General features: G+C 64.2%; 22 protein-coding genes, 2 tRNA genes and 2 pseudogenes. 9 read left to right on the plus strand and 17 right to left on the minus strand.

Annotated elements, in window-relative coordinates; all coding sequences use genetic code 11:
* Positions 1-116: 116 nt before the first annotated feature.
* Positions 117-467, minus strand: a pseudogene (locus ACTJLC_RS12600) (alpha/beta hydrolase); the annotation flags it as partial.
* Positions 468-679: 212 nt separating this feature from the next.
* On the opposite strand from ACTJLC_RS12600, the gene ACTJLC_RS12605 reads away from it, so the two are divergent.
* A complete protein-coding gene (locus tag ACTJLC_RS12605; protein ID WP_310130081.1) occupies positions 680-2,065 on the plus strand; it encodes an amino acid permease in 1,386 nt (461 codons plus the stop codon).
* Positions 2,066-2,295: 230 nt separating this feature from the next.
* On the opposite strand, the pseudogene ACTJLC_RS12610 reads toward ACTJLC_RS12605, so the two are convergent.
* A pseudogene (locus tag ACTJLC_RS12610) lies at positions 2,296-3,925 on the minus strand (methyl-accepting chemotaxis protein).
* A 336-nt stretch (positions 3,926-4,261) separates the two neighbouring features.
* A tRNA-Leu gene (locus tag ACTJLC_RS12615) sits at positions 4,262-4,346 on the minus strand.
* 252 nt (positions 4,347-4,598) lie between these two features.
* Between ACTJLC_RS12615 and ACTJLC_RS12620 the strand changes: the two genes are divergently transcribed.
* The 3 genes from ACTJLC_RS12620 to ACTJLC_RS12630 all read left to right on the plus strand — a co-directional run bounded on the left by ACTJLC_RS12620 (position 4,599) and on the right by ACTJLC_RS12630 (position 6,502).
* Positions 4,599-4,934 carry a YkgJ family cysteine cluster protein gene (locus ACTJLC_RS12620; protein ID WP_083084201.1) on the plus strand — a complete coding sequence of 112 codons (336 nt, stop codon included), beginning with the start codon at positions 4,599-4,601 and terminating at the stop codon, positions 4,932-4,934.
* A gap of 55 nt (positions 4,935-4,989) precedes the next feature.
* The gene (locus ACTJLC_RS12625) at positions 4,990-5,583 is read left to right on the plus strand and encodes a DUF1439 domain-containing protein (RefSeq protein WP_073427061.1); all 594 of its coding nucleotides are present in this window, start codon (positions 4,990-4,992) and stop codon (positions 5,581-5,583) included.
* 82 nt (positions 5,584-5,665) lie between these two features.
* Complete coding sequence (locus tag ACTJLC_RS12630; protein ID WP_073427062.1) at positions 5,666-6,502, plus strand: undecaprenyl-diphosphate phosphatase; 837 nt, start codon at positions 5,666-5,668, stop codon at positions 6,500-6,502.
* Positions 6,503-6,602: 100 nt separating this feature from the next.
* Here ACTJLC_RS12630 and trmB read toward each other — a convergent pair whose 3' ends face one another.
* The 5 genes from trmB to ACTJLC_RS12655 all read right to left on the minus strand — a co-directional run bounded on the left by trmB (position 6,603) and on the right by ACTJLC_RS12655 (position 10,279).
* Positions 6,603-7,382, minus strand: a complete 780-nt coding sequence (gene trmB / locus ACTJLC_RS12635; protein ID WP_310121380.1) for a tRNA (guanosine(46)-N7)-methyltransferase TrmB — start codon at positions 7,380-7,382, stop codon at positions 6,603-6,605.
* Positions 7,383-7,948: 566 nt separating this feature from the next.
* Positions 7,949-8,022 (minus strand) — tRNA-Gly (locus ACTJLC_RS12640).
* A gap of 80 nt (positions 8,023-8,102) precedes the next feature.
* Positions 8,103-8,666 (minus strand): YggT family protein, encoded by a 564-nt coding sequence (locus ACTJLC_RS12645; RefSeq protein WP_073427064.1) that lies wholly within the window; start codon positions 8,664-8,666, stop codon positions 8,103-8,105.
* Between the two features lie 221 nt (positions 8,667-8,887).
* A complete protein-coding gene (locus ACTJLC_RS12650; RefSeq protein WP_073427065.1) occupies positions 8,888-9,208 on the minus strand; it encodes an EthD family reductase in 321 nt (106 codons plus the stop codon).
* 150 nt (positions 9,209-9,358) lie between these two features.
* Complete coding sequence (locus ACTJLC_RS12655; protein WP_310130089.1) at positions 9,359-10,279, minus strand: Rossmann-like and DUF2520 domain-containing protein; 921 nt, start codon at positions 10,277-10,279, stop codon at positions 9,359-9,361.
* A gap of 776 nt (positions 10,280-11,055) precedes the next feature.
* On the opposite strand from ACTJLC_RS12655, the gene ACTJLC_RS12660 reads away from it, so the two are divergent.
* Together ACTJLC_RS12660 and ACTJLC_RS12665 are read left to right on the plus strand one after the other, a co-directional pair.
* Positions 11,056-11,376 carry a hypothetical protein gene (locus tag ACTJLC_RS12660; RefSeq protein ID WP_073427067.1) on the plus strand — a complete coding sequence of 107 codons (321 nt, stop codon included), beginning with the start codon at positions 11,056-11,058 and terminating at the stop codon, positions 11,374-11,376.
* 231 nt (positions 11,377-11,607) lie between these two features.
* Positions 11,608-12,573, plus strand: a complete 966-nt coding sequence (locus ACTJLC_RS12665; RefSeq protein WP_310130092.1) for a threo-3-hydroxy-L-aspartate ammonia-lyase — start codon at positions 11,608-11,610, stop codon at positions 12,571-12,573.
* 84 nt (positions 12,574-12,657) lie between these two features.
* Here the strand turns inward: ACTJLC_RS12665 and ACTJLC_RS12670 are convergent, their stop codons facing one another.
* On the minus strand, positions 12,658-13,338 hold the full coding sequence (locus ACTJLC_RS12670) for a LysE family translocator (protein WP_073427069.1): 681 nt from the start codon (positions 13,336-13,338) through the stop codon (positions 12,658-12,660).
* A 52-nt stretch (positions 13,339-13,390) separates the two neighbouring features.
* Positions 13,391-14,959, minus strand: a complete 1,569-nt coding sequence (locus ACTJLC_RS12675) for a UbiD family decarboxylase (protein WP_310130095.1) — start codon at positions 14,957-14,959, stop codon at positions 13,391-13,393.
* Positions 14,960-15,567: 608 nt separating this feature from the next.
* Here ACTJLC_RS12675 and ACTJLC_RS12680 point away from each other — a divergent pair.
* Positions 15,568-16,752 carry a lytic transglycosylase domain-containing protein gene (locus tag ACTJLC_RS12680; protein ID WP_310130098.1) on the plus strand — a complete coding sequence of 395 codons (1,185 nt, stop codon included), beginning with the start codon at positions 15,568-15,570 and terminating at the stop codon, positions 16,750-16,752.
* Between the two features lie 188 nt (positions 16,753-16,940).
* On the opposite strand, the gene ACTJLC_RS12685 is transcribed toward ACTJLC_RS12680, so the two are convergent.
* The 4 genes from ACTJLC_RS12685 to ribBA form a co-directional block, all read right to left on the minus strand.
* The gene (locus ACTJLC_RS12685; RefSeq protein ID WP_310130100.1) at positions 16,941-18,137 is read right to left on the minus strand and encodes a pyridoxal phosphate-dependent aminotransferase; all 1,197 of its coding nucleotides are present in this window, start codon (positions 18,135-18,137) and stop codon (positions 16,941-16,943) included.
* A 138-nt stretch (positions 18,138-18,275) separates the two neighbouring features.
* The gene (gene nusB, locus ACTJLC_RS12690) at positions 18,276-18,710 is read right to left on the minus strand and encodes a transcription antitermination factor NusB (protein WP_073427073.1); all 435 of its coding nucleotides are present in this window, start codon (positions 18,708-18,710) and stop codon (positions 18,276-18,278) included.
* On the minus strand, positions 18,707-19,213 hold the full coding sequence (gene ribH, locus ACTJLC_RS12695; RefSeq protein ID WP_073427074.1) for a 6,7-dimethyl-8-ribityllumazine synthase: 507 nt from the start codon (positions 19,211-19,213) through the stop codon (positions 18,707-18,709). The genes nusB and ribH overlap by 4 nt, the downstream gene beginning before the upstream one ends.
* 49 nt (positions 19,214-19,262) lie before the next feature.
* Positions 19,263-20,399 (minus strand): bifunctional 3,4-dihydroxy-2-butanone-4-phosphate synthase/GTP cyclohydrolase II, encoded by a 1,137-nt coding sequence (gene ribBA, locus ACTJLC_RS12700; RefSeq protein ID WP_114163079.1) that lies wholly within the window; start codon positions 20,397-20,399, stop codon positions 19,263-19,265.
* A 302-nt stretch (positions 20,400-20,701) separates the two neighbouring features.
* Here ribBA and ACTJLC_RS12705 point away from each other — a divergent pair, with 302 nt between their 5' ends.
* Together ACTJLC_RS12705 and ACTJLC_RS12710 are read left to right on the plus strand one after the other, a co-directional pair.
* Entirely contained in the window at positions 20,702-20,929 is a 228-nt protein-coding gene (locus ACTJLC_RS12705; protein ID WP_009889671.1) for a transcriptional regulator, read from the plus strand.
* A complete protein-coding gene (locus ACTJLC_RS12710) occupies positions 20,926-21,309 on the plus strand; it encodes a type II toxin-antitoxin system death-on-curing family toxin (RefSeq protein ID WP_073427076.1) in 384 nt (127 codons plus the stop codon). The genes ACTJLC_RS12705 and ACTJLC_RS12710 overlap by 4 nt, the downstream gene beginning before the upstream one ends.
* A 42-nt stretch (positions 21,310-21,351) precedes the next feature.
* Here ACTJLC_RS12710 and ACTJLC_RS12715 read toward each other — a convergent pair whose 3' ends face one another.
* The 3 genes from ACTJLC_RS12715 to hemL all read right to left on the minus strand — a co-directional run bounded on the left by ACTJLC_RS12715 (position 21,352) and on the right by hemL (position 24,534).
* Positions 21,352-21,981: a riboflavin synthase gene (locus ACTJLC_RS12715; RefSeq protein WP_310130106.1), complete on the minus strand. Its 630-nt coding sequence runs from the start codon at positions 21,979-21,981 to the stop codon at positions 21,352-21,354.
* 15 nt (positions 21,982-21,996) lie between these two features.
* A complete protein-coding gene (gene ribD, locus ACTJLC_RS12720) occupies positions 21,997-23,166 on the minus strand; it encodes a bifunctional diaminohydroxyphosphoribosylaminopyrimidine deaminase/5-amino-6-(5-phosphoribosylamino)uracil reductase RibD (protein ID WP_073427078.1) in 1,170 nt (389 codons plus the stop codon).
* Positions 23,167-23,250: 84 nt separating this feature from the next.
* On the minus strand, positions 23,251-24,534 hold the full coding sequence (hemL, locus tag ACTJLC_RS12725) for a glutamate-1-semialdehyde 2,1-aminomutase (RefSeq protein ID WP_310130109.1): 1,284 nt from the start codon (positions 24,532-24,534) through the stop codon (positions 23,251-23,253).
* Positions 24,535-24,569 lie beyond the last annotated feature (35 nt).

Below are 24,569 nucleotides of genomic sequence, written 5' to 3' on the forward strand. Positions count from 1 at the left end.
CCGTCGGCATCTGCATCGCCGGCAGAAGGAACCTCACGTGATTCGCAATCTGTTCAAGGAAAAGCATGTTCGTTACGCCGCCTGAGAACATAAGGCAATATTTGATGCACCCATCAGTAACCCTTCTGCTGCAGTTTCGCGACGACGCCGTTCCAGCTCGAGCCGTCGACGAAAGCGCCGTGCACCAGCACCACATTGCGCACGGGGCCGGTCATCGGCGCGGCGGGCGGCGTTGGGACTGTGGCGAAAGGCGTGGCGGGCGGCGCGGTTGGCGCGTCGGTCGCCGCCGGTGCAGATGCTGCGGTGGGCGCCGCTTGATCCGGAACTGGCGTGCCCGGCTCGCTGGCCGGCCTGGCCTCGGGTGCCATGATGAGTGACGCCGCAGGCGCCGTGCTCTGCGCGAGCGCACCCGCCCCAGCGAAACACAGACACAAAGCAGCGGCGCGGAGCAGGCGTTTGGGCGACATGTTGAATCTCCGAAGGCTGAAACCTCGACTAGCGCAACATACCGAAGCGGCTCGCGGTGTCAATCAATATCGTTGCACGTCAGTAAGGTGCGGAACCGGGCGCGGGTTGCTCCCAGTATTTAGGCCCTTTCGGTCACGGTAAAATTTTTGGTTCTGCCGGGACGGACCACGAGTCTGTCCGGGTGATCGAAATCCATACACTGGGGCGCAATTTGAATAGTGCACAACCGCAAGACGGCCTGAAGCGCGGGCTCAAGAATCGCCACATCCAGTTGATCGCGCTGGGTGGCGCGATCGGCACCGGCCTGTTTCTCGGCTCGGCCAGCGTGCTTCAGGCAGCCGGCCCGTCGATGATTCTCGGCTATGCGATCGGCGGCGTCATCGCCTTCATGATCATGCGGCAGTTGGGCGAGATGGTCGCGCAAGAACCGGTTGCCGGTTCGTTCAGCCACTTCGCGTACAAGTACTGGGGCGACTTTCCCGGCTTTCTGTCCGGCTGGAACTACTGGGTGCTGTACGTGCTCGTGAGCATGGCCGAGCTGACCGCGGTCGGCACCTACGTCCATTACTGGTGGCCCGGTGTGCCGACGTGGGTGTCGGCGCTGGTGTGCTTCGCGCTGATCAACGCGATCAATCTCGCCAACGTCAAAGCCTACGGCGAAACCGAGTTCTGGTTTTCGATCGTCAAGGTCGTGGCGGTGATCGGCATGATCGCGTTCGGCGGCTATCTGCTCATCAGCGGACGCGGCGGCCCGCAAGCCTCGCTCGCCAATCTCTGGAGCCACGGCGGCTTTTTCCCGCACGGGTTTCAAGGCCTCTTCATGATGCTGGCCGTCATCATGTTCTCGTTCGGCGGGCTCGAACTGATCGGCATCACGGCGGCCGAAGCCGCCGATCCGCAGAAGAGCATTCCGAAGGCCGTGAATCAGGTGATCTACCGGATTCTGATTTTCTACATCTGCTCGCTGACAGTGCTGCTCTCGCTATATCCGTGGAACCAGGTCGCGGCCGGCGGCAGCCCGTTCGTCATGATCTTCTCGCAGATCGGCTCGACACTGACCGCGAACGTCCTCAACGTCGTCGTGTTGACGGCGGCGCTGTCCGTGTACAACAGCGGCGTGTATGCGAATAGCCGCATGCTCTACGGTCTCGCGGAGCAGGGCAACGCGCCGCGTGTGCTCATGAAGGTCGACCGGCGCGGCGTGCCGTATATGGCGATCGGTTTGTCGGCGCTCGCCACGTTCACCTGCGTGATCCTCAACTATCTGATTCCCGCCGAAGCGCTCGGCCTGCTGATGGCGCTGGTGGTGGCCGCACTGGTGCTGAACTGGGCGTTGATCAGCCTGACGCATCTGAAGTCGCGCAAGGCGATGATGGCGGCGGGCGAGACGCTCGTCTTCAAGTCGTTCTGGTTTCCGGTCAGCAACTGGATCTGCCTCGCCTTCATGGCGATGATCCTCGTGATTCTGGCGATGACGCCGGGCCTGTCGGCCGCGGTGTGGCTCGTGCCCGCGTGGCTGGTCGTGATGTGGGGCGGCTATGTGTTCAAGCGCCGGCGCGCGGCGATGCTTGTCGGCGCGCGAATGGCCGAGCGATAAAGCTCGCGGCGGTGGGGGCGGCGAGTATTGCGCTGTGACGTCGGCGCAGGCGTCGCGCGATTCAGAGCCGCTCCACGCATGCCGCTGAAACGGCTGCGGGAGCGGTTTTTATTTGCGCGCTGACATAGCGGATTCGGAGGGCGCGCCGCTTTGAATTTGCACGATGGCTTGCCGCCTCCGCGTGGAACGGAGCCGATCCGCGAACGACCGGCGCGACGCGCAGCCGGCGCTCACGCGAACGCCGGCTCGCGCGCGCGGCGCGGCGCTGCCTGGGGTTCGCTCCCGGCTTCCTCGCCGACGTCGCGCGTGTCGAGCCGGAAGGCCGCGGCCGTGTGCTGCAGATGCAGCGCCTGCTCCTTCAGCGACTGCGCCGCGGCCGCCGCTTCTTCGACGAGCGCCGCGTTCTGCATGGGTCATGCTGTCCATCTGCGTGACCGCGAGATTGACCTGATCGATGCCCGCGCTCTGCTCGGCCGCCGCCGCCGCGATCTCCTGCACAACGCCGGTCACGCGCAGGATCGCGTCTCGCGCGTCGTCGATCGTCGAGCCGGTGCTTTCGACCAGCGTCGCGCCGCTGCCGACGCGTTCCACCGCATGGCTGATCAGCTCGCGGATTTCCTTCGCCGCGGTCGCGCTGCGTTGCGCGAGACTGCGCACCTCGCTCGCGACGACCGCGAATCCACGGCCCTGCTCGCCCGCGCGCGCCGCCTCGACGGCCGCGTTGAGCGCGAGGATATTGGTCTGGAATGCGATGCCTTCGATCGTCGCGATGATCTCGACCATGCGCCCCGATTCGCTCGAAATGTCCTTCATCGCGCCGACGGCCTCGGTGATCATGTCGCCGCCCCGGTTGGCGATGTGCGCCGCATTGGCCGCGAGATCGCTGGCGGTGCGCGCGTGCTCCGCGGTCTGCCGGACCATCGCGGTCATCTGTTCCATGCTCGAAGCCGTTTCCTGCAACGACGCCGCCTGGTTCTCCGTGCGCGCCGACAGGTCCGCGTTGCCGTTCGCGATTTCGTTCGCGCCGCACGCGACGTTGTCGGAGGCGCGCTTGATCTGGCGGATCGTGCCGGTGAGCGCGTCGCGCATGCGCTGCATCACGTGCAGCAGGCTCGACGTGTCGCCGCTGCGCGTGGCGATCGCAACGGTCAGGTCGCCGGACGCGATCGCCTCGGCGACCTCCGCCGCGTAGGCCGGATCGCCGCCGATCGTGCGGAGGATGCTGCGGTTCGTCACGGTGACGAGCGCCACCAGCAGCAGGGAGATCCCGACGAAGATCGCGCCCAGCATCCACAGCGAGCGCATGAAAGCGGCGTCGATGTCGTCGACGTAGGCGCCCGTCGCGATGATCCAGTCCCACGGCGCGTAGCGCAGCACGTAGCCGATCTTGGCGACCGCCTTCACCGGCGTCACGTTCGGGTGCGGAAACACGTAATCCACGAAGCCGCCTTCGGGCGCCTGCGCCACCGAGGCGAAGCTCACGTAATGGTGACGGCCGTCGGCATCGGCCGTTGCGGCGAGGTCGCGGCCTTCGAGCGCCGGCTTGATGGGGTGCATGACCATCCGCGGCTTCGAGTTGATCACGAGGAAATAGCCGTCCTCGCCATAGCGGATCTCGCGCAGCCGGGCGAGCGCCTGTTTTTGCGCGTCCGCTTCGGACATCGCTCCGCCTTGCGCCAGCGCCGCATATTCCTTGACGATACTCACGCCGACCTGCCCGACGTTCATGAGATCGTGCTTACGCTCCTCGATGCGGGTCTCGCGCGATTGCCAGGCGGCGAATACCGATACCGCCAGCAACGCAACGAGACTGATCAGCAGCGGCAGCCATAACTTCTGCGTAAAACGGAGCTTTCGCATCTGCGCCTTCTTCATCGAGGTTGGTGAAGTTCGCGCCGCGGCGCCACGCAATGCGGCACTCGAAACCAGCGCGGCCGATTTGCCGGCGGACTGACTGGCAAACGGTTCCTGTCCGCGTTATCGGCGCGGCGGGAATAAAGTTTCTAGAGTTAAACCCGCGGTGAGACTTCTTGCGGTTTCGAACGCTCGATTGGAAGCTGATTGCGATTGCCAAAGAACGCGTTGAGCATCGACGTGTGGCGGTGTGACAAGCTTGGGGAATTTTTCCGCGAATGGAGGGATTTCGCGGGATTGGGTACTGAAGGGTAGCGGGGATGCTAACGCTTGGATTTTGTTTGGTGCCCAGGGCCGGAATCGAACCGGCACGCCTTGCGGCGGGGGATTTTGAGTCCCCTGCGTCTACCAATTTCACCACCTGGGCAGATCTTGCAGCGCACGCGCTGGAACATGGCGCGCGGCGAAGACGCAGATTATGGCCGAAAATCCGGCGACGGGCAAGCCGGCCGCTTTGGGTTCGCGCGAAGCCTTCACGCAAGCGTTCCCGTTCAGGCTCGAACGTATCGGTGAAGCGGATGCCATACGCACGCAATTATGCAAAAGCCCGCACGGAATGCGATGGCACAATGCGGTTCTGCTTATGCATTGCGTGTTGTCGAGTGTCAGGAAAAATGCCGTGAAAGATGTGCCAAACACCGTTGCGAAGCGCGAATCCCCGTTCCATGTGGCGGGTCACGCCTGCCGACCCGATTGCGGCGCGTGCTGTATCGCGCCGTCGATTTCGAGTCCGATTCCGGGCATGCCGAACGGCAAGCCGGCGGGCGTGCGCTGCGTGCAACTCGGTGACGATTTGCGCTGCGCGATCTTCGGGCAGCCGGAGCGGCCGGCCTGCTGTTCGGGCCTGCAACCGCAGACCGAAATGTGTGGCGCGAACCGCGACGAAGCACTCGCGTGGCTAACCCGGCTCGAAACGCAAACTCAGCCGCAAGCGCAAGCGTCGGCACGCCGATAGCGCGAACGGCGCGCCGCAACCGATGTCAGAAAAAGCTTCCCCAAGGAGATTTCGCATGACCCGATCCGCTGCGCCGACCCGGCGCCGCTTCCTGCTCGCAGCGCTGACAGGCTGCGGCGCGCTTGGCATCACTGTGTCGCTGGCAGCCTGCGCCGCATCGATCTTTCCGTTCATCCCGTCGCACTACACGTTTTCGCAGCAGCAGGTGCAAGACGCGGTGCAGCGCAAGTTTCCGTATCAGCGCACGGTGTCGCAAGTGTTCGATGTCGTGCTGACGCATCCGGTGGTCGGCCTTCTGCCGGATGCGAACCGCGTCTCGGTGAAGCTCGACGCGCGCTTCGCGAGTCCGTTCATGCCGCAGCCGGTCGACGGCGTCTTCACGCTTTCCAGCGAACTCGCCTACGACGCCGCCAGCAAGTCGGTCGTGCTGAAGTCGCCGAACGTCGACAACGTCAGCGTGACCGGACAGGCGCAGGCCTACACGCAGCAGATCAACGCCGCGGCGGGACTGCTCGCCACACAGTTGCTGACCAATTATCCGATCTACACTTTCAAGCCCGAACAGCTGCAATTCGCCGGTGTGAATTACGAACCCGGTACAATCACCATCCTTACAAACGGCATACGTGTGCAAATCGTCGAGAAATGACGCAAGCGCGCGGTCGTCAGGGCCGCAGCGTCATCGTGCGGCCCTTGTTCCAACTATCTACATACAGCGATGAGGGGCACGGATGGACTGGCTATTGGCTTGCAAGGCGCTGATTCTGGGCGTCGTCGAAGGGTTGACGGAGTTCTTGCCGGTATCGAGCACCGGCCACTTGATCGTCGCGGGCAGTCTGCTCAATTTCACCGATGAACACGCGAAAACCTTCGATGTCGTGATCCAGCTCGGCGCGATTCTCGCCGTGTGCTGGGAGTTCCGCCGCCGCATCGTCAGTGTGGTGGTCGGCTTGCCGAGCCGACCCGATGCGCGCCGCTTCACGCTGAACGTGATCATCGCGACGATTCCGGCAATCGTGCTTGGTTTGCTGTTGGAAAAGTCCATCAAGGCCGCGCTGTTTTCGCCGGTGCCGGTCGCGTTCGCGCTGGTGGCGGGCGGGGTGGTGATCCTGTGGGCCGAAGCACGCCAGCGCGCGCAAGGCGAGAGGGCGGCGCGCGTGCAGAGCGTGGACGATCTGACCGCGCTGGATGCGCTGAAAGTGGGCCTGGCTCAATGTTTCGCGCTGATTCCAGGCACTTCGCGCTCGGGCTCGACGATCATCGGCGGAATGCTGTTTGGGCTCGACCGGCGGGTCGCCACGGAGTTCTCGTTCTTCCTCGCGATTCCGATCATGTTCGGCGCGACCGGTTACGAGCTCCACAAAGGCTGGCAACTGCTGTCCGCGGATGTGCTCGGCACCTTGGCGATCGGTTTCGTGGCGGCCTTCATCAGCGCGTTCGCCTGCGTGCGCTGGCTGTTGCGCTATGTCGCCGCGCACGATTTCACCGCTTTCGCGTGGTATCGGATCGGCTTCGGGCTGTTGATCCTGCTGGTCGGCTATAGCGGCGCGTTGAGCTGGACCAGTTGAGTTTGTCTTGACCCCGTTGCCATGAGTGCCATGAGTGCCATGAAAAAAGGTCCGCGTTTGCGGACCTTTTTCGTTGCAGCTTGCGAGGCGCGATCAGCGATCAGAGCGCGCCGCGTTTGCGGAACACCAGATCCCAGACGCCGTGTCCGAGCCGCAGCCCGCGGCGTTCGAACTTCGTCACGGGACGATACTCGGGGCGCGGCGCGTAGCCGTCGGCGGTGTTCTCGAGCGCGGGCTCCGCGCTTAGCACTTCCAGCATCTGTTCGGCGTAGTTTTGCCAGTCGGTCGCGCAATGCAGATACGCGCCAGGCTTCAGGCGCGAAACCAGCAAGGCGACGAATTTCGGCTGGATCAGCCGGCGCTTGTGATGACGCGCCTTGTGCCACGGATCGGGAAAGAAGATATGCGCGCCGTCGAGGCTGTCCGGCGCGATCATCTGTTCGAGCACTTCGACCGCGTCGTGCTGAATGATGCGGATGTTCGACAACTGCTGCTCGCCCATCAGCTTGAGCAACGCGCCGACGCCTGGCTCATGCACCTCGACGCCGAGGAAGTCGTCGTCGGGACGGTGCGAGGCGATTTCCGCGGTGGTCGCGCCCATTCCGAAGCCGATTTCCAGCACACGCGGTGCTTCACGGCCGAACACGCTGTTCCAGTCGGGTTGCTGCGGGGCGAAGGGCACCACGAAACGCGGACCGAATTCATCCATCGCGCGGCGCTGGCCGGTCGAGACGCGGCCGGCGCGCGTGACAAAGCTGCGGATACGGCGCCGGTGCGGGGCTTCCTGTTGCAGCGTGTCGCCGGCGGATTGGCCATCGGTTTCGCTCGCGGGCGTCGTGAGTTCGTCGGGCAAGCCGGCGTCGTTTGGATCGTGGATCATTGTCGAGACTGCTACAAGGTGAGGACTTCGCGCCGCCACTACAAAAAAGCCGCCTTCATCGAGGCGGCTCGTGCTGGATTCCGCTAGAGGCTCGAGGCTTAGCAGGAAGGTGGAGCGGGCGTTGCAAGTGCGCGTAAGGTAGCACAACCCAAAAGGCGGCGTCCAGACGAGGGCGCTTGCGGCTGCGTTCGGCATCGCCGGCATGATGACGTTTTGGTCACCGTCATGGCCATCCGTAAGTGGGATCGCGCAATCCGAGGTCTTCGGCACGCGGGCTTTATCAGTTATTGCCGGCGCAATATGCGTTGAATCCCGAGGGAGAAAAATCGTTTGGGAATGCGGTGGAAGAATGCCGCGGCGGCATTCGCTATGTTCTCGGCCGCTATCGCAATGCCGCGTTTGCTCGCCGGTTATGGCAAGCGAATCAGTGGGTTTGAGATGCGTGAAAAACGCTGATTGTTTTTGAGTGACAAGCGCAAGAGGATGCGACATGCGGGACATGCAGATTCTTTCGCGTGGCCGCCTGGTTTCTATCTGGTTCGTCACCAGGCGGGATGGAAAGTATCTGGAGCGGGCGATGGGAATCGAACCCACGGCTCTAGCTTGGGAAGCTAGGGTATTACCATTATACGACGCCCGCAGAGCGCATTATTTTACTCGGGAACAGGCGGTTAGCGCAAATCGCGCCGCCGCCCGCTTTCACTGGCGCAGCGAGCGCCTTCAGATCACGAAGTAAGTCAACTGAACGGCCGCGCGCGTTACCACCATCAGCAGCACCTGCACGATCACGAACAGCAGGATCGGCGAGAGGTCGATGCCGCCGAGTTGCGGCATCACGCGGCGCAGCGGATTCAGAAACGGCGCGGTCAGTTGATACAGGATCGGCATGGCCGGCGAGCGCGGATTGAGCCATGACAGCAACGCCATCAGGATCGTCAACCAGATGATCAGATTCAGCGCCCACTTGACGAGCGTCAGCACGGCGACGATCAGCAGCGTCGGCGCGAGCGTGAGCGGATCGGCGCCGGTGAGCACCACCATCAGCACCACATAGACGATCGCCGCAAGCAGAGCCGCGACGATACTCGCCCAGTCGACGTTGCGCGTGCTGTGCAGAATGCGCCGCAGCGGCAGCACGATCCAGTTGGTGGCTTGCAGCACGGCATTCGTGACCGGGTTGTAGGGCGGCATGCGCACGACTTGCAGCCATGCGCGCAGCAGCAAGGCGGCGCCGAACAGCGTGAAGATGGTATTGAGTAAAAAGCGGGCGATATCGCCAAACATCTCGTGTCCTTATCCTTCGAATAGCGGCCGTCCACCGGCCGCGGGGTGCCGGCGCTGTCCATCGACGCGCCGGCGGTTTCATTTGGGTTCAAGCGCTCTCTCGCGGGAGCGGCGCGTCAAGCATCTTTCTCAAGCAATCGCGCGGCGCTCCGATTCAGCGCCTCGCGAGTCGTGTTCAACGTCGAACCAGCGCGTCGCGACCCGACCCAAGCCGCTCGACATCAAGCCGAAACCTTGATCTCGCTGATCAGGATCGTGCCGTTGCCAGCATCGGTGTAATTGGGGATGTCCGCGACCAGTTGCTCGGAAGCGGGCTTGAACGCCTTGTAGAAATCATCCGCGCTGTCGAACAGAAAGTGGCCTGCCGCGACATACGGCGGCGGCGTGCCCGGCGGCCCCGCGTTGATGCCGACGTCGACCGACCAGCCCTTCAGCGACCGCCCAAACAGTTTCGCCGCAAGCGGCATGTGCGTGACGCAGTAATAGTTCACGTCGAAATGGCCGTTTTCCCGGTACGGATAAAGGATGCTGACCTTGATCATTGTTGGTTCTCGTCTGTTGATGCCGAAGCCTGGTCCCTGAGCGTGGTCCTTAACCTGCCCTTAACCCGGTCCCTAACTTGGTCGCTAAGCCGGCCCCTAAGCGCGTCGCTGGCGGATTGCGCGCGGCGCCGGACGTCACATTATCACGGCTTACTTGACGCTTGCACCTGCCGCAGCCGCATTTAGGGAGCGGGTGAGCGATTCCTCCACGGCCTCGGCGATCGCTTCGATCGCGGCGGGCGGTGCGGCGCGGCGTCGGGCGAGTTCGACCGCGCGCCGCGACAGCAAGCCGTACAGCGCCGCATGGTCGCCGCCGAAGCCTTCGAGCAGCGCGAGCTGTTTGCGCACGACGCCCGTGTCGCCGCGTGACACCGGGCCCGCGAGCGCGTTGGGCAAACCCTTGTCGCGTGCGGTTTCAATGGTGCCGGCGAGCATCGGCAGCAGCGCGCGCAGCGCGTCGTCTTCGGCAAAGCCCAGCGTGCGCCACAGCGCGACGCATTCGGCGAGGCTGCACAGCGCAAAACTCGCGGCATAGTGCGCGGCGGCGTGATACAGCATGCGGCCGCCCGCCGGAATGGACAGCGGATGGCAGCCCAGCGCGACGGCGAGCGCCGTCAGCGAGCCCTTCAACGGCTCGTCGGCCTCGATCGTGACCGAGCAGCCGGCGATCCGGTCGAGGTCGGCGAGATCGCCGCCAAACAGGTACAGTGGATGAAAGCCCCCGACCGCCGCGCCCTGATCGCGCGCCGGCGTCAGCAGTTCGACCGGCGATGCGCCGCTGCAATGTACGAGCGCCTGGCCGTGCGGCCTGAACCGCAGTGTGTGCGCTGACGTACCGATGCTGTCGTCGGGAACGGCTAAAAAGACGATGTCCGCGGCGTCGACCACCTGTTGGGGATCGTCGAACGCCGCGCACTGCCCGATTTGACTGGCGAGGCGGCTGGCCGAAGCCGCCGTGCGGCTCGCCACCGCGGTGACCGGATAGCCGGCGCGTGAAAAACCGAGCGCGAGACAATGCGCGAGGCGGCCCGCACCGATAAAGCCGAGACGCGGCAAAGAAGACTGGGACATAGGTGCCTGCTCCAGACTGGGACGTTTGAAGGGAATGCCGCAGTATCGCGCATCCGTCCGCCCTGCGGCATGGCCGTGCCGGCTTTCCTCTGATCAGTTCGCGCCCGATATGGCGTGGCTGAGCGCTCATCGGGCGGCGCGCACCCGGTGGGCTCGCAAACTGCTTAAAGTGGACCATGAGATTGGACCATGAACCGGTTTCGCAGTTGTTGTTCCGGGTATTTGTCTCGCAGTCAGATTCGGGAGGTCACCATGAGCATTTTTTCTTACCGAAAACACTTGCGGTTCCTGACACATGCGCAGCGCCGCCGTTGGTGGGAGCAGAAAAAGCGTCTTACGCCGCGCGTGCGGATCAGCGGCGCGTATGTTCCACCCAGCGTGTCCCGCGAATTCGTCTATGTGAAAGTCGGTTGAAATAGCGCCGTCTCGACAGCCAGGGAATGCCCGGCGCGATTGCGTCGGGCATTTTGGGTTTTGGGCGTCAAATTGAATCTAATTTGTAATCAAAGATTACCGGTTGCCGGTCGGCCGGGGCGGCGCGGTGGAAAAGCTATTGACCGGCGCGCGTTAAGAAGACATGCAATCCCTTGGTGGGCAACTCACCGCGCGGCCCGCCCGTTGCAGGCAACGCAGGCCGCCGGAGCCGCTCCTTGCCGCGAATTGCAATTTGCAACAAATGCAAACAGCGCTATGCGATCTTTTTCGATACATTGATTTTGTAGCATGCAAGGCATGCGAAGTCGGCGACCACAGTGGGCCGCGCCAGGAGAATAGAAGTGAAAAAGATCGTTCCGTTTGTCGTTGCCGCCGCGCTCGGCGCGGGGCTTGTCGGCGCCGCGCAGGCGCATGTTTCCGTCGGTATCGGCATCGGGGTGCCGATCGCGCCGGCGTACCCGGTCTATGCCGCACCGCCGCCTGTCTATTACGCGCCGCCCCCGCCGGTGGTGTATGCGCCGCCTGTGGTCTACGGCCCGCCCCCTGCGGTGGTGGTGGGTGGCGGGTACTACGGCTACGGTCGTCCTTACTATGGCCGTGGCTACTATCGTGGTGGTTATGGTGGTTATTACGGGCACGGTCGCGGCTACTATCGTCATTGATCGCGGCAACAACGGAATGTACTAACGGCGTAACGCCGGCTTGACCGCCGGGTTACGCCGTTTGTTTTTATGCGGGCCTTTTGAGTTGTTGCAGCGATGAAGCCTTGAGTCCGCGCTCGCGGTGTTTCGCGCTGCCGGCCCAGGTAAAAGATCATCGCGCGGTTCACGTTCCAAAGCATTGTGGAAGCTGGGAGAATGGCGGCTTCGCCACCGCTCTGGAGAGTTTCGCCGATGCAAGCGCTTCCCGCTCCCACCTTCGACGACGTACTCGACGCCGCAGCGCGTCTTGAGGGCGTCGCTCACCGCACCCCCGTTTTGACTTCGAGCACGTTCAACGAGCGCACCGGGGCGTCGGTGTTCTTCAAATGTGAAAACTTTCAGCGCATGGGCGCGTTCAAGTTTCGCGGCGCCTACAACGCCATTTCGCATTTCGATGCGGAGCAACGCAAGGCCGGCGTGCTGACGTATTCATCGGGCAATCATGCGCAGGCGATCGCGCTGTCGGCGCGCCTCGCGGGCATCAAGGCGACGATCGTGATGCCGCACGACGCACCCGCGGCCAAGGTGGCGGCGACGCGAGGCTATGGCGGCGAGGTGATCACCTACGACCGCTATACCGAGAATCGCGAGGAGATCGGCCGGCGGCTCGCCGAAGAGCGCGGCATGACGCTGATCCCGCCATACGACCATCCGCATGTGATCGCAGGGCAGGGCACGGCGGTGAAAGAGCTGATCGATGAAACCGGCCCGCTCGACATGTTGTTCGTTTGCCTCGGCGGGGGCGGGCTGATCGGCGGCAGCGCGTTGTCGGCGGCGGCGCTGAGTCCGGCGTGCACGGTGATCGGCGTCGAGCCCGAGGCAGGCAACGACGGTCAGCAATCGCTCGCGCGCGGTGAGATCGTGCATATCGACGCGCCGCGCACGATCGCCGACGGCGCCGCTTCCACGCATCTGGGCGATTACACGTTTGCGATCATCCGCAAACGGGTCGCGCGAATCGAAACGGTCAGCGACGCGCAGTTGATCGAGACCCTGCGTTTTTTCGCGCAGCGCATGAAGATGGTGGTCGAGCCGACGGGCTGCCTCGCCGCAGCCGCGGTGCTGAACGGCGTCGTGCCGGTGAAGGGCAAACGCGTGGGCGTGGTGGTGAGCGGCGGCAACGTCGATCTCGAGAAGCTCGCGCAGTTTCTCGCCTGAGCCTCGTTCGTGAGCAGGCTTCCGCTGCCACGCTTGCTGCATCTAAAGCGAAGACGGCTCGTCAGCCTCGGCTGCGAACCGTCTTTATGAGCTTGCCGCGTGCGCGGTCTGCACGATCAGATCGCGATACCCGTTGACGATCACGCTATACGAGAAGTACGCGAACAGCAGCGCCGACAGCACATGGCAGGCGCGCAGCAAACCGGTGCCGGCGCGTTTGCGCCCGTGGCTGCCGAGTCCGCAGATAAAGACCGTCCAGCACAGACCGCCGAGAAAGAAGCCGCCTAAAAACACCGGCGCGGTCGTCGCGCTCGTGGCGCCGGCTTTCGCGATCAATGCGCCGCCCACCGCCGCGAACCACAGAATCGCCGAGGGCGACGACATCGCCAGCAACACGCCGCGCAGAAAACCGCGCCACGCTGACAGATGCGGCGCATCGGCATCCGCCTCGCCGGCCACGGGCGGGGCCGAGGCCGGGAACATCGCCTCGCGCGCCATCTTCCACGTCAGAAAAAGCAGGATCGCCGCGCCGCCGATCCACACCACCCAGCGCACCGACTCGAACTGCAACAACGCGGCCATGCCCGCGAGCGCGAGCGCCGCGTAAATCAGATCGCCGATGCAGGAACCGAGGCCCAGCCAGAAGCCCGGCTTGAAGCCGTGCGACAGCGTCAGCGAAATCATGGCGACGTTCACGAGACCGATATCCAGGCACAGCGACAAGGACAGGAAAAAACCGTCCGACATCATTGAAAAGGCATGCATCCGCGCAACGGCTCCGTCAGCTTCGTTATTCAGTCTTGTTGTACCGATCGCCCTACAGGCCCAACTCGTTCCACAGCGTGTCGATGCGCTGCTTGACCGCGTCGTCCATCACGATCGGGCGGCCCCATTCACGGTCGGTTTCGCCGGGCCATTTGTTCGTTGCGTCGAGTCCCATCTTCGAGCCGAGCCCGGCCACGGGCGAGGCGAAATCCAGGTAGTCGATCGGCGTGCGGTCGACCAGCACCGTGTCGCGCGACGGGTCGACGCGCGTGGTGATCGCCCAGATCACCTCCTTCCAGTCGCGGATGTTCACGTCCTCGTCGACCACGACGATGAATTTCGTATACATGAATTGCCGCAGGAAGCTCCACACGCCGAACATCACGCGCTTGGCGTGGCCGGGATAGCTCTTTTTCATCTGCACGATCGCCATCCGGTAGCTGCAACCTTCGGGCGGCAGGTAGAAGTCGGTGATCTCGGTGAATTGCTTCTGCAGCAGCGGCACGAACACTTCGTTGAGCGCGACGCCGAGCACGGCCGGTTCATCGGGCGGTTTGCCGGTGTAGGTGGAGTGGTAGATCGCGTCGCGCCGCATGGTGATGCGCTCGACCGTGAAGACGGGAAACCACTCCTGTTCGTTGTAGTAGCCGGTGTGGTCGCCGTATGGACCTTCCAGCGCATGTTCATAGCCGGCCGACGCGCCCTTGGCCGGACGCGGCGGAGCACCTGCGGGAGCGGCCGAGGGCGTGCCTTCCTGCGGATGAATGAAGCCTTCGAGCACGATCTCCGCGCGCGCCGGGACCTGCAGGCCGTCGACGCCTGGCGTGATGCACTTCGCGAGTTCGGTGCGCCCGCCGCGCAGCAGCCCGGCGAACTGGTATTCGGACAGCGTGTCCGGCACCGGCGTGACCGCGCCGAGGATGGTCGCCGGATCGGCGCCCAACACCACGGCCACCGGATAGGGCTTGCCAGGATTGCGCAATGCGAACTCGCGGAAATCGAGCGCGCCGCCGCGGTGCGCAAGCCAGCGCATGATGAGTTTGTTACGGCCGATCAGTTGCTGGCGGTATATGCCTAGATTTTGTCGGCTCTTATTCGGGCCTTTTGTGACGGTAAGACCCCATGTGATCAGCGGGCCGGCATCGCCCGGCCAGCAGGTCTGAATCGGCAGTTTTTCCAGGTCGACATCGTCGCCTTCCCAGACGATTTCCTGGCAGGGCGGCGCGCTCACCGTTTTGGGCGCCATGTCCCAAACCGCCTTCGCGAGCGAGAACAGCTTGCCGGCATCCCTGAACCCTTTCGGCGGCTCCGGTTCCTTCAATGCGGACAGCAGACGGCCGACGTCGCGCAGCGATTCGAGTGCGGCGCCGTCGCCTTCACCGGCTTGCGTGTCGATGCCCATGCCGAGCGCGACGCGGCGCGGGGTGCCGAACAGGTTGCCGAGCACGGGAAACGCATGCCGCTGCCTGCTCTCGAACAGCACGGCCGGGCCCCCGGCGCGCAGCACGCGATCGCATATCTCGGTCATTTCCAGGACGGGGGAGACGTTTTGCGAGATACGGCGGAGTTCACCGATCCGTTCCAGGCGGCCGACGAAATCGCGCAGGTCTTTGTATTTCATCTGTTGCGGTTCAGAGCCGCGCAAGCGGCGAAAAAGGAGGGCGCGGCAAGCATTTGCGGCACCAAAACGATTGTCGATTTTACCTGTGTTGGCTGACGCACGTGGATCGGCCAAACGGCCAGGTTCGAACGAGAGAATCGAGATAGCTCGAGAAGGGCTTGGCGCGCGGTTTTGAGTGGCGTGAGCGCCTTTCATTATTACAATTAGTTATACTTTTGCCTATCTATAGTGTTGACGATCTATAAAACGCTGAATAGAATCCGTCCACGTTGGTTGCAGGGCGTGAACCTTTTTACCACTGCCCCCGGTCCCATCAGACGCAACGCGTCACCGTTTTGCCGACCCCCTGCACGGTATCTGACGGCCTTGTTGAAGTCCTCGCCAGCGTCCGACTGACGCTGGTTTTTCGCGTGGGAGCCGCCGCCCGCCTGCTTTTTGGTATGCCGCGGGCTCTTTCCAGGATGGCTCCCCACAAACGGTATGTGCCGTTTTCCCGACGCCGCTGCTGGCCTAACCAGACAGAGCACGCGACGTCTTGACTCTGCGAATGTGTGTTACCGCCTGTTGAACTGGCGGAGTTCGCGGATCATGCAACATGGGAGATCTGAATGAACGCCTGGTTATCGTGGCGTCCCGATGAGCGTATCGCGCAAGTTGTGCGCGGTGTGCTGCGTCGCGGGACCCGAATGAGTCATCACCTGTTCAGCATCGTCGGCGGTATCGCCGTCGTGGTGGCGCTCGCGCTGTGGCTGATGCCGGCCGCCTGGCGCGGCACCGTGGCCGCCAAGCTGATGCCGGTCATTTCCGCCGCTGTGCAAGCCGGTCCCGCACGTCTGCTGCAGGGCCATCCGCTGCCGGCCTTCGGACCGGCTGGAAGCGCGGCTTCCGACGACTCGTTGTCCGCGAATTCGGGCGCTGCCGACGCGATCGGCGGGGCGAGCAACGCTAACACCATCGTGAGCACCAGCAATACCGGCTACGACGGCGCCTTTGACGGCACGGGCTCGGCCGGCATGGGCGTGGCGGCGCTCAACGGGCTCGACCCGCGCACCATGCACAGCGTCGCCGCGCTGGCGGAGCTGATTCCGTCGCAGCGCGTCTCGGCCGACGCACGCGACGACCGCGTGCTCATCTCGACTCGCGAGCAGGATCTGGTGGCGTCGTACCTCGCGCGCCGCTATCGGGTGGCGCAAGAGCCGGTGAGCGAACTCGTGAAGGCCGCGTTCGACACCGGCCGCGAAGTCGGTCTCGACCCGCTCCTGCTGCTGTCGGTGATGGCGATCGAATCGGGCTTCAATCCCTACGCTGAGAGCGGCGTCGGCGCGCAAGGGCTGATGCAGGTGATGTCCAAGGTGCATTCGGACAAGTTCCAGTATTTCGGCGGGCAGAGCGCGGCGCTCGAACCGGTCGCGAACATCAAGGTGGGCGCGCTGGTGCTGAAGGACTGCATCGCGCGCGGCGGTTCGCTGCCGGGCGGCTTGCGCCTGTACGTCGGCTCGACCTCGCAGGACGACGGCGGTTACGGCGCCAAGGTGATGGCCGAGCGCGGCCGTCTGCGCGACGTGGCACGCGGCCGCAAGGTGCCGGTCAATGCCCCGCAGGCGCCGGTCCTGACCGCCTCGAACAATGCGCCTGCCGCGGCTGGCACGAACAACGGCAAGCGCGTGCAGGTGACGATGGAAGGCAGTCGTCCGCTGAGCGCGGCAGCGCCGAAGACGCCGGTTTCCGAGCAGGACGACGCCAGCTCGAATGCGCCCAAGCATGTGGCATCGGCTTCGGAGATGGGCGCCTGAGGTTCACGGCGTTACGCTGATCGCGTATTGCGACAGCGATGGTTACGAAAAAGGACACCCGACGAGGTGTCCTTTTTGCGTTTGGGGAACGGCGTTTGGTTCGGCTGGCCGCGGCTGATGGCTCATATGACTCATACGGCCCCTGGCTCCTGTCGGCCGTGACCCGCGCGGCGTGCCGCTTTTTCCGGTCAATGTAACCCGAAGAGCCTCGCCAACCGGTCGACCGCTTCTTCCAGTTTCGGATAGGCGGTTGCGTACGACAGCCGGATGTACCGCTTCGGCGCGTGCGTGCCGAAGTCCATGCCCGGCACCAGCGCCACGCCCGCATCGTGCAACATCGCTTTGGTGAGCGCCGCGCTGTCGCCGGCCGCCGGATGCGCGACCGTGCGGCAATCGGCGTACACGTAGAACGCGCCGTCCGGCATCACCGGCACCGAGAAGCCGAGCGATTCCAGGGCCGGCGCAATGAAGTCGCGGCGGCGCTTGAATTCGAGCCGCCGCGCTTCGTAGATCGCGATCGTTTCCGGTTCGAAGCACGCTAGCGCCGCATGCTGGGCGAGCGCGGACGCGCAGATGAACAGGTTTTGCGCGAGCTTTTCGAACGCGCCGACCATGCCGGGCGGCACCACCAGCCAGCCCAGACGCCAGCCGGTCATGTTGAAGTACTTCGAGAAACTGTTGACGGTGATCACGTCGTCGCCGAACGAGAGCGCCGACACGGGCTTCGCGTCGTAGCTCAGGCCCTGGTAGATCTCGTCGACGATCGTGAAGCCGCCGCGCGCCCGCACCGCCTTGACGATGCGTTCCAGTTCGGCCGGTTCGATCGACGTGCCGGTGGGGTTCGACGGCGACGCCAGCAGCACGCCACGGGTGCGCTCGTTCCACAGGCGCTCGACGTCCGCGGCGGTCAACTGGAAACGCTCGGCTGGGCCGCTCGGCACCATGACCGGTTTGCCTTCGGCGGCCATCACGAAATGACGGTTGCACGGATAGCAGGGGTCGGGCATCAGCACTTCGTCGTCGCGATCGACCAGTACCGCGCAAGCCAGCAGCAATGCCGCCGAAGCACCGGCGGTGACGACGATCCGCGCCGGATCGACGCTCACGCCATGGGCCTCGGCGTAATGCGCGGAAATCGCCTCGCGCAGCGCATGCAGGCCGAGCGCGCTGGTGTATTGCGTGACGCCGCGGCGCAACGCGCTCGCAGCCGCCTCGATGACCGGCTCAGGCGCCGTGAAATCGGGTTCGCCGATTCCCATGTGAATGATGTCGCGCCCGTCGCGCTCAAGGAGCGCGGCTTCCTTCGCCAGTTCCATCACGTAGAAAGGCTGGATGGCGTCGACGCGGGCAGCAAGCCGCACCAAGGGTTCGGTCACGGAGTTCATACGATCAAATCCAGTTCAGAAGCAAGGGCGGGACGGCGTCTCGTGCATTAGATTCATGCGTTCGACGGCGTCCTTGCAGCGGCTCGGCCCTGCTCGAATACGGCGCATGGCGCGCGAAACGGCCATGCGCGCGACACTTCAATGCTTGCGGGCGGCCTGTGTTTCAGCGACGCGCAGTTGCGCCGACAGCTTGTCGAGCACGCCGTTCACGTACTTGTAGCCGTCGGAGCCGCCGAACGTCTTGGCGAGCTCGACCGCTTCGTTGATGACCACGCGATAGGGAATGTCCAGGTGGTTCTTCAGTTCGAAGGCGGCGACCAGCAGCACCGCGCGTTCGACCGGCGAAAGCTGCTCGAGCGGGCGATCGAGGCACGGTGCGATAGCGGCGGAGAGCGCCTCCGAATCGCGGATCACGCCGTGCAGAATGGCGTCCAGATGCTCGTGGTCGGCCTTGTCGTAGCCCTGCGCGCCGCGCAGTTGCGCGTCGATTTCACCGCCGGGCGAGCCCGACAGCAGCCACTGATAGAGCCCCTGCGTGGCCAACTCGCGGGAGCGTCGGCGTGCGCTCTTCATGCCTGTTCCTCTTCTTCGTCTTCTTCCTCATCGTCGCCGCCGAGTTGTTCGAGCGCGACGGCGAGGTTCGCCATTTCGACGGCCACGCGCGCCGCATCGCGACCTTTCTCGGTCATGCGGGCGACGGCTTGCTCGTCGTTTTCGGTGGTCAGCACCGCGTTCGCGACCGGAATGCCGAAGTCGAGGCCGATACGCGTGATGCCCGCGCCGCTTTCGTTCGACACCAGTTCGAAGTGGTAGGTCTCGCCGCGAATCACCGCGCCGAGCGCGATCAGCGCGTCGAATTGCGCGCTTTCGGCGAGCTTTTGCAGCGCGAGCGGAATTTCCAGCGCGCCCGGCACGGTGACGAGCAGCACGTCTTCACCGGTCACGCCGAGGCGTTCGAGTTCCTCGATGCAGGAGTCAGCGAGGCCGTTGCAAACGGGTTCGTTAAAGCGCGCCTGGACGATGCCGATGCGCAGTCCGTCGCCGTCGAGATTCGGTTGATATTGTCCGATTTCCATGTGAATTCCGTAGTGTTTTGAGTGAGCGCGAAGCGCGTGAATGGTCGGATCAGCCTTGCTGCGGGGCCTGCGAGGTGCTGCCCGGCATCGGCACGAAGCCCGTGACTTCGAGACCGTAGCCCGACATGCTGCCCAGCTTGCGCGGGTTCGACAGCACCTGCATCTTGCCGACACCGAGTTCGCGCAGAATCTGTGCGCCGATGCCGTATGTCTTGAAGTCGACCGGGCGGCGTTTGAGCGCCTCCGCTTTTTCCTTCGAATCGAACGCCTTGAAAACGTCGATCAGATGATCTTTCGAATCGCCGCAGTTCAGCAGCACGATCACACCGAGGTCGTGTTGGGCGATTTCCTTCATCGCCGCGTCCAGCGTCCACGAATGGGTGGATTCGCCGACTTCGAGCAGATCCAGCACCGACAGCGGTTCGTGTACCCGCACCAGCGTGTCGTGGTCGGGTTGCGGCGTGCCGCGCACGAGAGCGATATGCGGCTGGCCGCTCGGCTGGTCGAGATACATCACCGCGCGAAACGCGCCGTGCGCGGTTTGCATGGTGCGCTCGCAAATCCGCTCGACGATCGACTCGGTGCGGCTGCGATAGTGGATCAGGTCCGCGATCGTGCCGATCTTCAGGCCGTGCTCGCGGGCGAATTCCAGCAGATCCGGCAGGCGCGCCATCGTGCCGTCGTCCTTGATGACTTCGCAGATCACCGCGGCCGGCGTGAGGCCGGCGAGCGCCGTGAAATCGCAGCCGGCTTCCGTGTGGCCGGCGCGCACCAGTACGCCGCCCGGCTGAGCCATGATCGGAAACACGTGGCCCGGCTGCACGATGTGCTCCGCTTTCGCGTCCGGCGCGACCGCCGTGGCGATCGTGCGGGCGCGGTCGGCCGCCGAAATGCCGGTGGTCACGCCTTCGGCCGCTTCGATGCTGACCGTGAACGCCGTGCCGTACTGCGTGCCGTTGCGGTAGGTCATGAGCGGCAGGTTGAGCAGCTTGCAGCGTTCCTGCGTGAGCGTCAGGCAGATCAGACCGCGGCCGTAGCGGGCCATGAAATTGATCGCTTCCGGCGTGACGAATTCGGCGGCGATCACGAGGTCGCCCTCGTTTTCGCGGTCTTCTTCGTCGACGAGGATCACCATCCGGCCTGCTTTCAGTTCGGCGATGATCTCTGGAGTGGAGGCGAGCGTCATGTTGGCGAGATTTTCGGGAAAGCGCGTATTTTACGCCACGCGCCCGTCCACGTCGCCTCTGCCGGACGGTATAGGCCGTTTGGCTGGCTGGCGCTGAGCCGCCCGCCGTTGCTATTGCTCGTTCGAACGGTGGATGCATGAACGGGTTGAGGGCGGCAAGGCGCCGCCGCCAGCCCATGCGTGTGCGGGTGTTGCCGGTTTTTGCAGTTTGTTATTTCGGCGTGTTTCAGTCAGCGGAGACAGCCTTGTTCCTTGGGAGATTTGCGGCTATATAATAAAAGTTATATAGCGAGGAGGGCGTCATGCTTACTTTCAAGGTCACAACGGTGGGGGCTTCGGCTGGCTTCATTCTCACCAAGGAGGCGATGGCACGCCTCAAGGTACAGAAGGGCGATACGGTCTATCTGACCGAGGCACCCGAAGGCGGGTACCGGATCACGCCATACAACCCGGACTTTGAACGCCAGATGAAACTGGCCGAAGAGATCATGCACGATGATCGCGATATTTTGCGAGCACTGGCCAAATGACAGCATGGCGTTGGGTGCGCGCGGATCTCACTTATGCCGTGCATGATCGCCAGCTTGCCGAGCACGGCGGGCTCGATGGCGTGCGCGACAAAGGGGCGGTGGAGTCGGCGCTCGCACGGCCGCAAAATCTGGACGTGTATGCCGATGCCGATGCGGCTGCCCTGGCAGCGGCCTATGTCTACGGGTTGGCGCGGAATCATGGCTTCGCGGACGGCAACAAGCGGACAGCCTGGGTGGTTGGGCGGCTTTTCCTCGCCGACAATGGCTATCGGCTGAAGTTCGACCCCGCCGACGCGGTAAAGACGATGGAAATGGTCGCCGCCGGGGCGCTCGAAGAAGTTGCGCTGGCGGAGTGGTTCCGGCAGCGGATCGCCGAGTAAGTCGGCGAGGACTGAACCGGGGACTCCGCCTGGTTCAACGAACTACGACCGACCCGTGGTTGACGCCGCCGACAGCATGCGCTCAACATACCGCGCGATCAGATCGATCTCCAGATTCACCTTCGCGCCTTCGCGCAGATGCTTGAGGGCGGTGACTTCAACCGTGTGGGGAATCAGGTTGATCGAGAATTCGCAGCCATCGTCGCGATCTTTAACCGAGTTGACGGTCAGACTCACGCCGTTGACAGTGATCGAGCCTTTGTACGCCAGATAGCGGCCGATCTCGCGCGGCGCCAGCACGCGCAGTTCGTGCGATTCGCCGACCGGCGCGAAATGCGTGACCGTGCCGAGGCCGTCCACGTGGCCGGAGACGATATGGCCGCCGAGCCGGTCGCGCGCGCGCAGCGCCTTCTCGAGATTGACTTCGCCGGGTTCGCCGAGGCCCGCCGTGCAGTTCAGGCTTTCGCGCGACACGTCCACTTCGAACGAATGCGCGGTTTTCGCGACCACCGTCATGCAGGCGCCCTGGATCGTGATGCTGTCGCCGAGCTGCACGTCCTCGAGATCGAGGCCGCCGGCTTCGACGTTCAGCCGTACGCCCGCGTCGCCGTCCGTGCCCAGCGGCTTGACTGATTCAATGCGGCCGACTGCCGCGACGATTCCTGTGAACATCGTGCTATTCCTTGCTCAATTCGAAACGGGTGGGGATGCCGGATCGGTGCCGGGGCCGGCGGTATGCTCAGGCGCGACCGAGGGCACGAAGCGCGCGAGAATCCGCAGATCGTCGCCGATCCGGTCGATCGAGTGGAAATTCAGTTTGACGCGGCCTTCGAGCGTTTCGGGGGCGCTCAGATTGAACATGCTCATCGAGTCCATGCCGAGCAGGCTCGGCGCGAGATAGACGAGCAGTTCGTCGACGCAGCCTTCGCGCAGCAGCGAGCCGTTCAGCTTGTAGCCCGCTTCCACGTGCAGTTCGTTCACGTTGCGCTCGCCGAGCACCGTGAGCATGGCGGGCAGGTCGACCTTGCCGGCGGCGTTCGCCAACTGCACGATTTCGGCGCCGCGATCGCGCAGCGCGTTGGCGCGCTCGGTATGACGCTGGTCGAGATTGCCGCAAAAAATCAACGTGGATGCGCCGGCCAGGATCTGCGCTTCAGGCGGCACGTCGAGCTGGCTGTCGATCAGCACGCGCCGCGGCTGGCGCGGCGTGTCGACGGCGCGCACCGTCATGCGTGGATCGTCTTCCCTGACGGTGCCGATGCCGGTCAGAATCGCCGACGCGCGGGCACGCCACGCATGACCGTCTGCGCGCGCCGCTTCGCCGGTGATCCATTGGCTGATGCCCGAGGGCAAGCCGGTGCGGCCGTCGAGCGAGGCCGCCACTTTCATCCGCACCCACGGGCGGCGGCGCGTCATGCGCGACACGAAGCCGATGTTCAGTTCATGCGCTTCGTTGGCGAGCAGCCCGCAGCGTACTTCGATGCCGGCGTCGCGCAGCATCGCGAGGCCACGCCCGGAAACTTGCGGATTCGGATCTTCCATTGCCGCGACCACGCGCGCGACCTGCGCTTCGATCAGCGCGTTCGCGCACGGCGGCGTGCGGCCGAAATGGCTGCACGGTTCGAGCGTCACGTAGGCGGTGGCGTCGCGCAAATCGTGACCGCGCGAGCGCGCGTCTTTCAACGCGCGGATCTCGGCGTGGTCCTGCCCGGCCGGTTGCGTGAAGCCCTCGCCGATCACCGTGCCGTTCTTGACGAGTACGCAACCCACACGCGGATTGGGGTCGGTCGTGTACATGCCGCGCTTGGCTAACGCGAGCGCGCGTTCCATATGGACGAAGTCGGTTTGCGAGAACATCGGGGTCCGGTCGGTACGGTGGCTAGGCAGTATGGGGCTTCGGTTCAGGCTTCGGTACGGTTTGCGTTGCGTCCGTTGCGGGGTTCAGGCCGTGAGCGAGGCGAACACGCCGCGCGCCGCGTCGATCGTGGCGTCGATGATCGCGTCGTCGTGAGCGATGGAAACGAAGCCCGCCTCGTAAGCCGACGGCGCAAAGTACACGCCGGCGTCGAGCATCTTGTGGAAGAACGCGTTAAAGCGCGGCACGTCGCTCTGCGTGACCTCGGCGAAGCTCGCCGGGATCGATTCGGTGAAGTACAGCCCGAACATGCCGCCCAGCGAATCGGCCGCGAACGGCACGCCGGCTTCGCGCGCCACCGTCGCGAGACCTTGCGCGAGCCGCGTGGTGCGCGCGGCCAGCGTGTCGTAGAAGCCCGGCGCCTGGATCAGTTGCAGCGTTTTCAGACCGGCGGCAACGGCGATCGGATTGCCCGAGAGCGTGCCCGCCTGATAGACGCCGCCGAGCGGCGCGAGGTGAGCCATGATGTCGCGCCGGCCGCCGAAAGCCGCCGCCGGCATGCCGCCGCCGATCACCTTGCCGAGGCACGTCAGATCCGGCGTGATGCCGTAGACCTCTTGCGCGCCACCTAACGCGACGCGGAAACCGCACATCACTTCGTCGAAAATCAGCACCGAGCCGTATTCGGTGCACAGACGGCGCAGCGCTTGCAGGAATTCGGGCGTGGCGCGCACGAGGTTCATGTTGCCCGCGACCGGCTCGACGATCACCGAGGCGATTTCGTTGCCGAATGCCTTGAACGCTTCCTCGAGTTCCGCGACGTTGTTGTATTCGAGCACCGTGGTGTGCTTGGCGATGTCGACCGGCACGCCTGCCGAAGTCGGATTGCCGAAGGTCAGCAGGCCCGAACCCGCCTTGACCAGCAGGCTGTCGGCGTGGCCGTGATAGCAGCCCTCGAACTTGACGATACGGCTGCGGTTCGTGAAGCCGCGCGCGAGACGCAGCGCGCTCATGGTCGCCTCGGTGCCGCTCGATACCATGCGGACCTGTTCGATCGAGGGCACCAGCTTGCAGATTTCCTCGGCGATTTCGACTTCCGATTCAGTCGGAGCGCCGAACGAAAAGCCGTTGACCAGCACGCGCTGCACGGCTTCGAGCACTTCCGGGTGGACGTGGCCGAGGATCATCGGGCCCCACGAGCCGATGTAATCGGTGTAACGCTGGCCGTCCGCGTCCCAGAAGTAGGCGCCTCGGGCGCGCTCGATGAAGCGTGGCGTGCCGCCGACCGAGCGAAATGCGCGGACCGGCGAGTTCACGCCGCCAGGAATGGTGCGTTGCGCGCGGTCGAAGAGGGTTTCGTTTTTGGACATGACGATGGATGGAATTGGGGTAGCGCGGCGGCGCG

Origin of the sequence: Paraburkholderia sp. 22099, from assembly GCF_052045835.1 — a bacterium.
Classification (GTDB): domain Bacteria; phylum Pseudomonadota; class Gammaproteobacteria; order Burkholderiales; family Burkholderiaceae; genus Paraburkholderia; species Paraburkholderia terricola.

Coding starts and splice junctions, on each gene's coding strand:
- ACTJLC_RS12625 (WP_073427061.1), top strand. CDS start 4,990: ATGACCCGATCCGCTGCGCCGACCCGGCGCCGCTTCCTGCTCGCAGCG.
- ACTJLC_RS12630 (WP_073427062.1), top strand. CDS start 5,666: ATGGACTGGCTATTGGCTTGCAAGGCGCTGATTCTGGGCGTCGTCGAA.
- trmB (WP_310121380.1), bottom strand. CDS start 7,382: ATGATCCACGATCCAAACGACGCCGGCTTGCCCGACGAACTCACGACG.
- ACTJLC_RS12645 (WP_073427064.1), bottom strand. CDS start 8,666: ATGTTTGGCGATATCGCCCGCTTTTTACTCAATACCATCTTCACGCTG.
- ACTJLC_RS12650 (WP_073427065.1), bottom strand. CDS start 9,208: ATGATCAAGGTCAGCATCCTTTATCCGTACCGGGAAAACGGCCATTTC.
- ACTJLC_RS12655 (WP_310130089.1), bottom strand. CDS start 10,279: ATGTCCCAGTCTTCTTTGCCGCGTCTCGGCTTTATCGGTGCGGGCCGC.
- ACTJLC_RS12665 (WP_310130092.1), top strand. CDS start 11,608: ATGCAAGCGCTTCCCGCTCCCACCTTCGACGACGTACTCGACGCCGCA.
- ACTJLC_RS12670 (WP_073427069.1), bottom strand. CDS start 13,338: ATGCATGCCTTTTCAATGATGTCGGACGGTTTTTTCCTGTCCTTGTCG.
- ACTJLC_RS12675 (WP_310130095.1), bottom strand. CDS start 14,959: ATGAAATACAAAGACCTGCGCGATTTCGTCGGCCGCCTGGAACGGATC.
- ACTJLC_RS12680 (WP_310130098.1), top strand. CDS start 15,568: ATGAACGCCTGGTTATCGTGGCGTCCCGATGAGCGTATCGCGCAAGTT.
- ACTJLC_RS12685 (WP_310130100.1), bottom strand. CDS start 18,137: ATGAACTCCGTGACCGAACCCTTGGTGCGGCTTGCTGCCCGCGTCGAC.
- nusB (WP_073427073.1), bottom strand. CDS start 18,710: ATGAAGAGCGCACGCCGACGCTCCCGCGAGTTGGCCACGCAGGGGCTC.
- ribH (WP_073427074.1), bottom strand. CDS start 19,213: ATGGAAATCGGACAATATCAACCGAATCTCGACGGCGACGGACTGCGC.
- ribBA (WP_114163079.1), bottom strand. CDS start 20,399: ATGACGCTCGCCTCCACTCCAGAGATCATCGCCGAACTGAAAGCAGGC.
- ACTJLC_RS12705 (WP_009889671.1), top strand. CDS start 20,702: ATGCTTACTTTCAAGGTCACAACGGTGGGGGCTTCGGCTGGCTTCATT.
- ACTJLC_RS12710 (WP_073427076.1), top strand. CDS start 20,926: ATGACAGCATGGCGTTGGGTGCGCGCGGATCTCACTTATGCCGTGCAT.
- ACTJLC_RS12715 (WP_310130106.1), bottom strand. CDS start 21,981: ATGTTCACAGGAATCGTCGCGGCAGTCGGCCGCATTGAATCAGTCAAG.
- ribD (WP_073427078.1), bottom strand. CDS start 23,166: ATGTTCTCGCAAACCGACTTCGTCCATATGGAACGCGCGCTCGCGTTA.
- hemL (WP_310130109.1), bottom strand. CDS start 24,534: ATGTCCAAAAACGAAACCCTCTTCGACCGCGCGCAACGCACCATTCCT.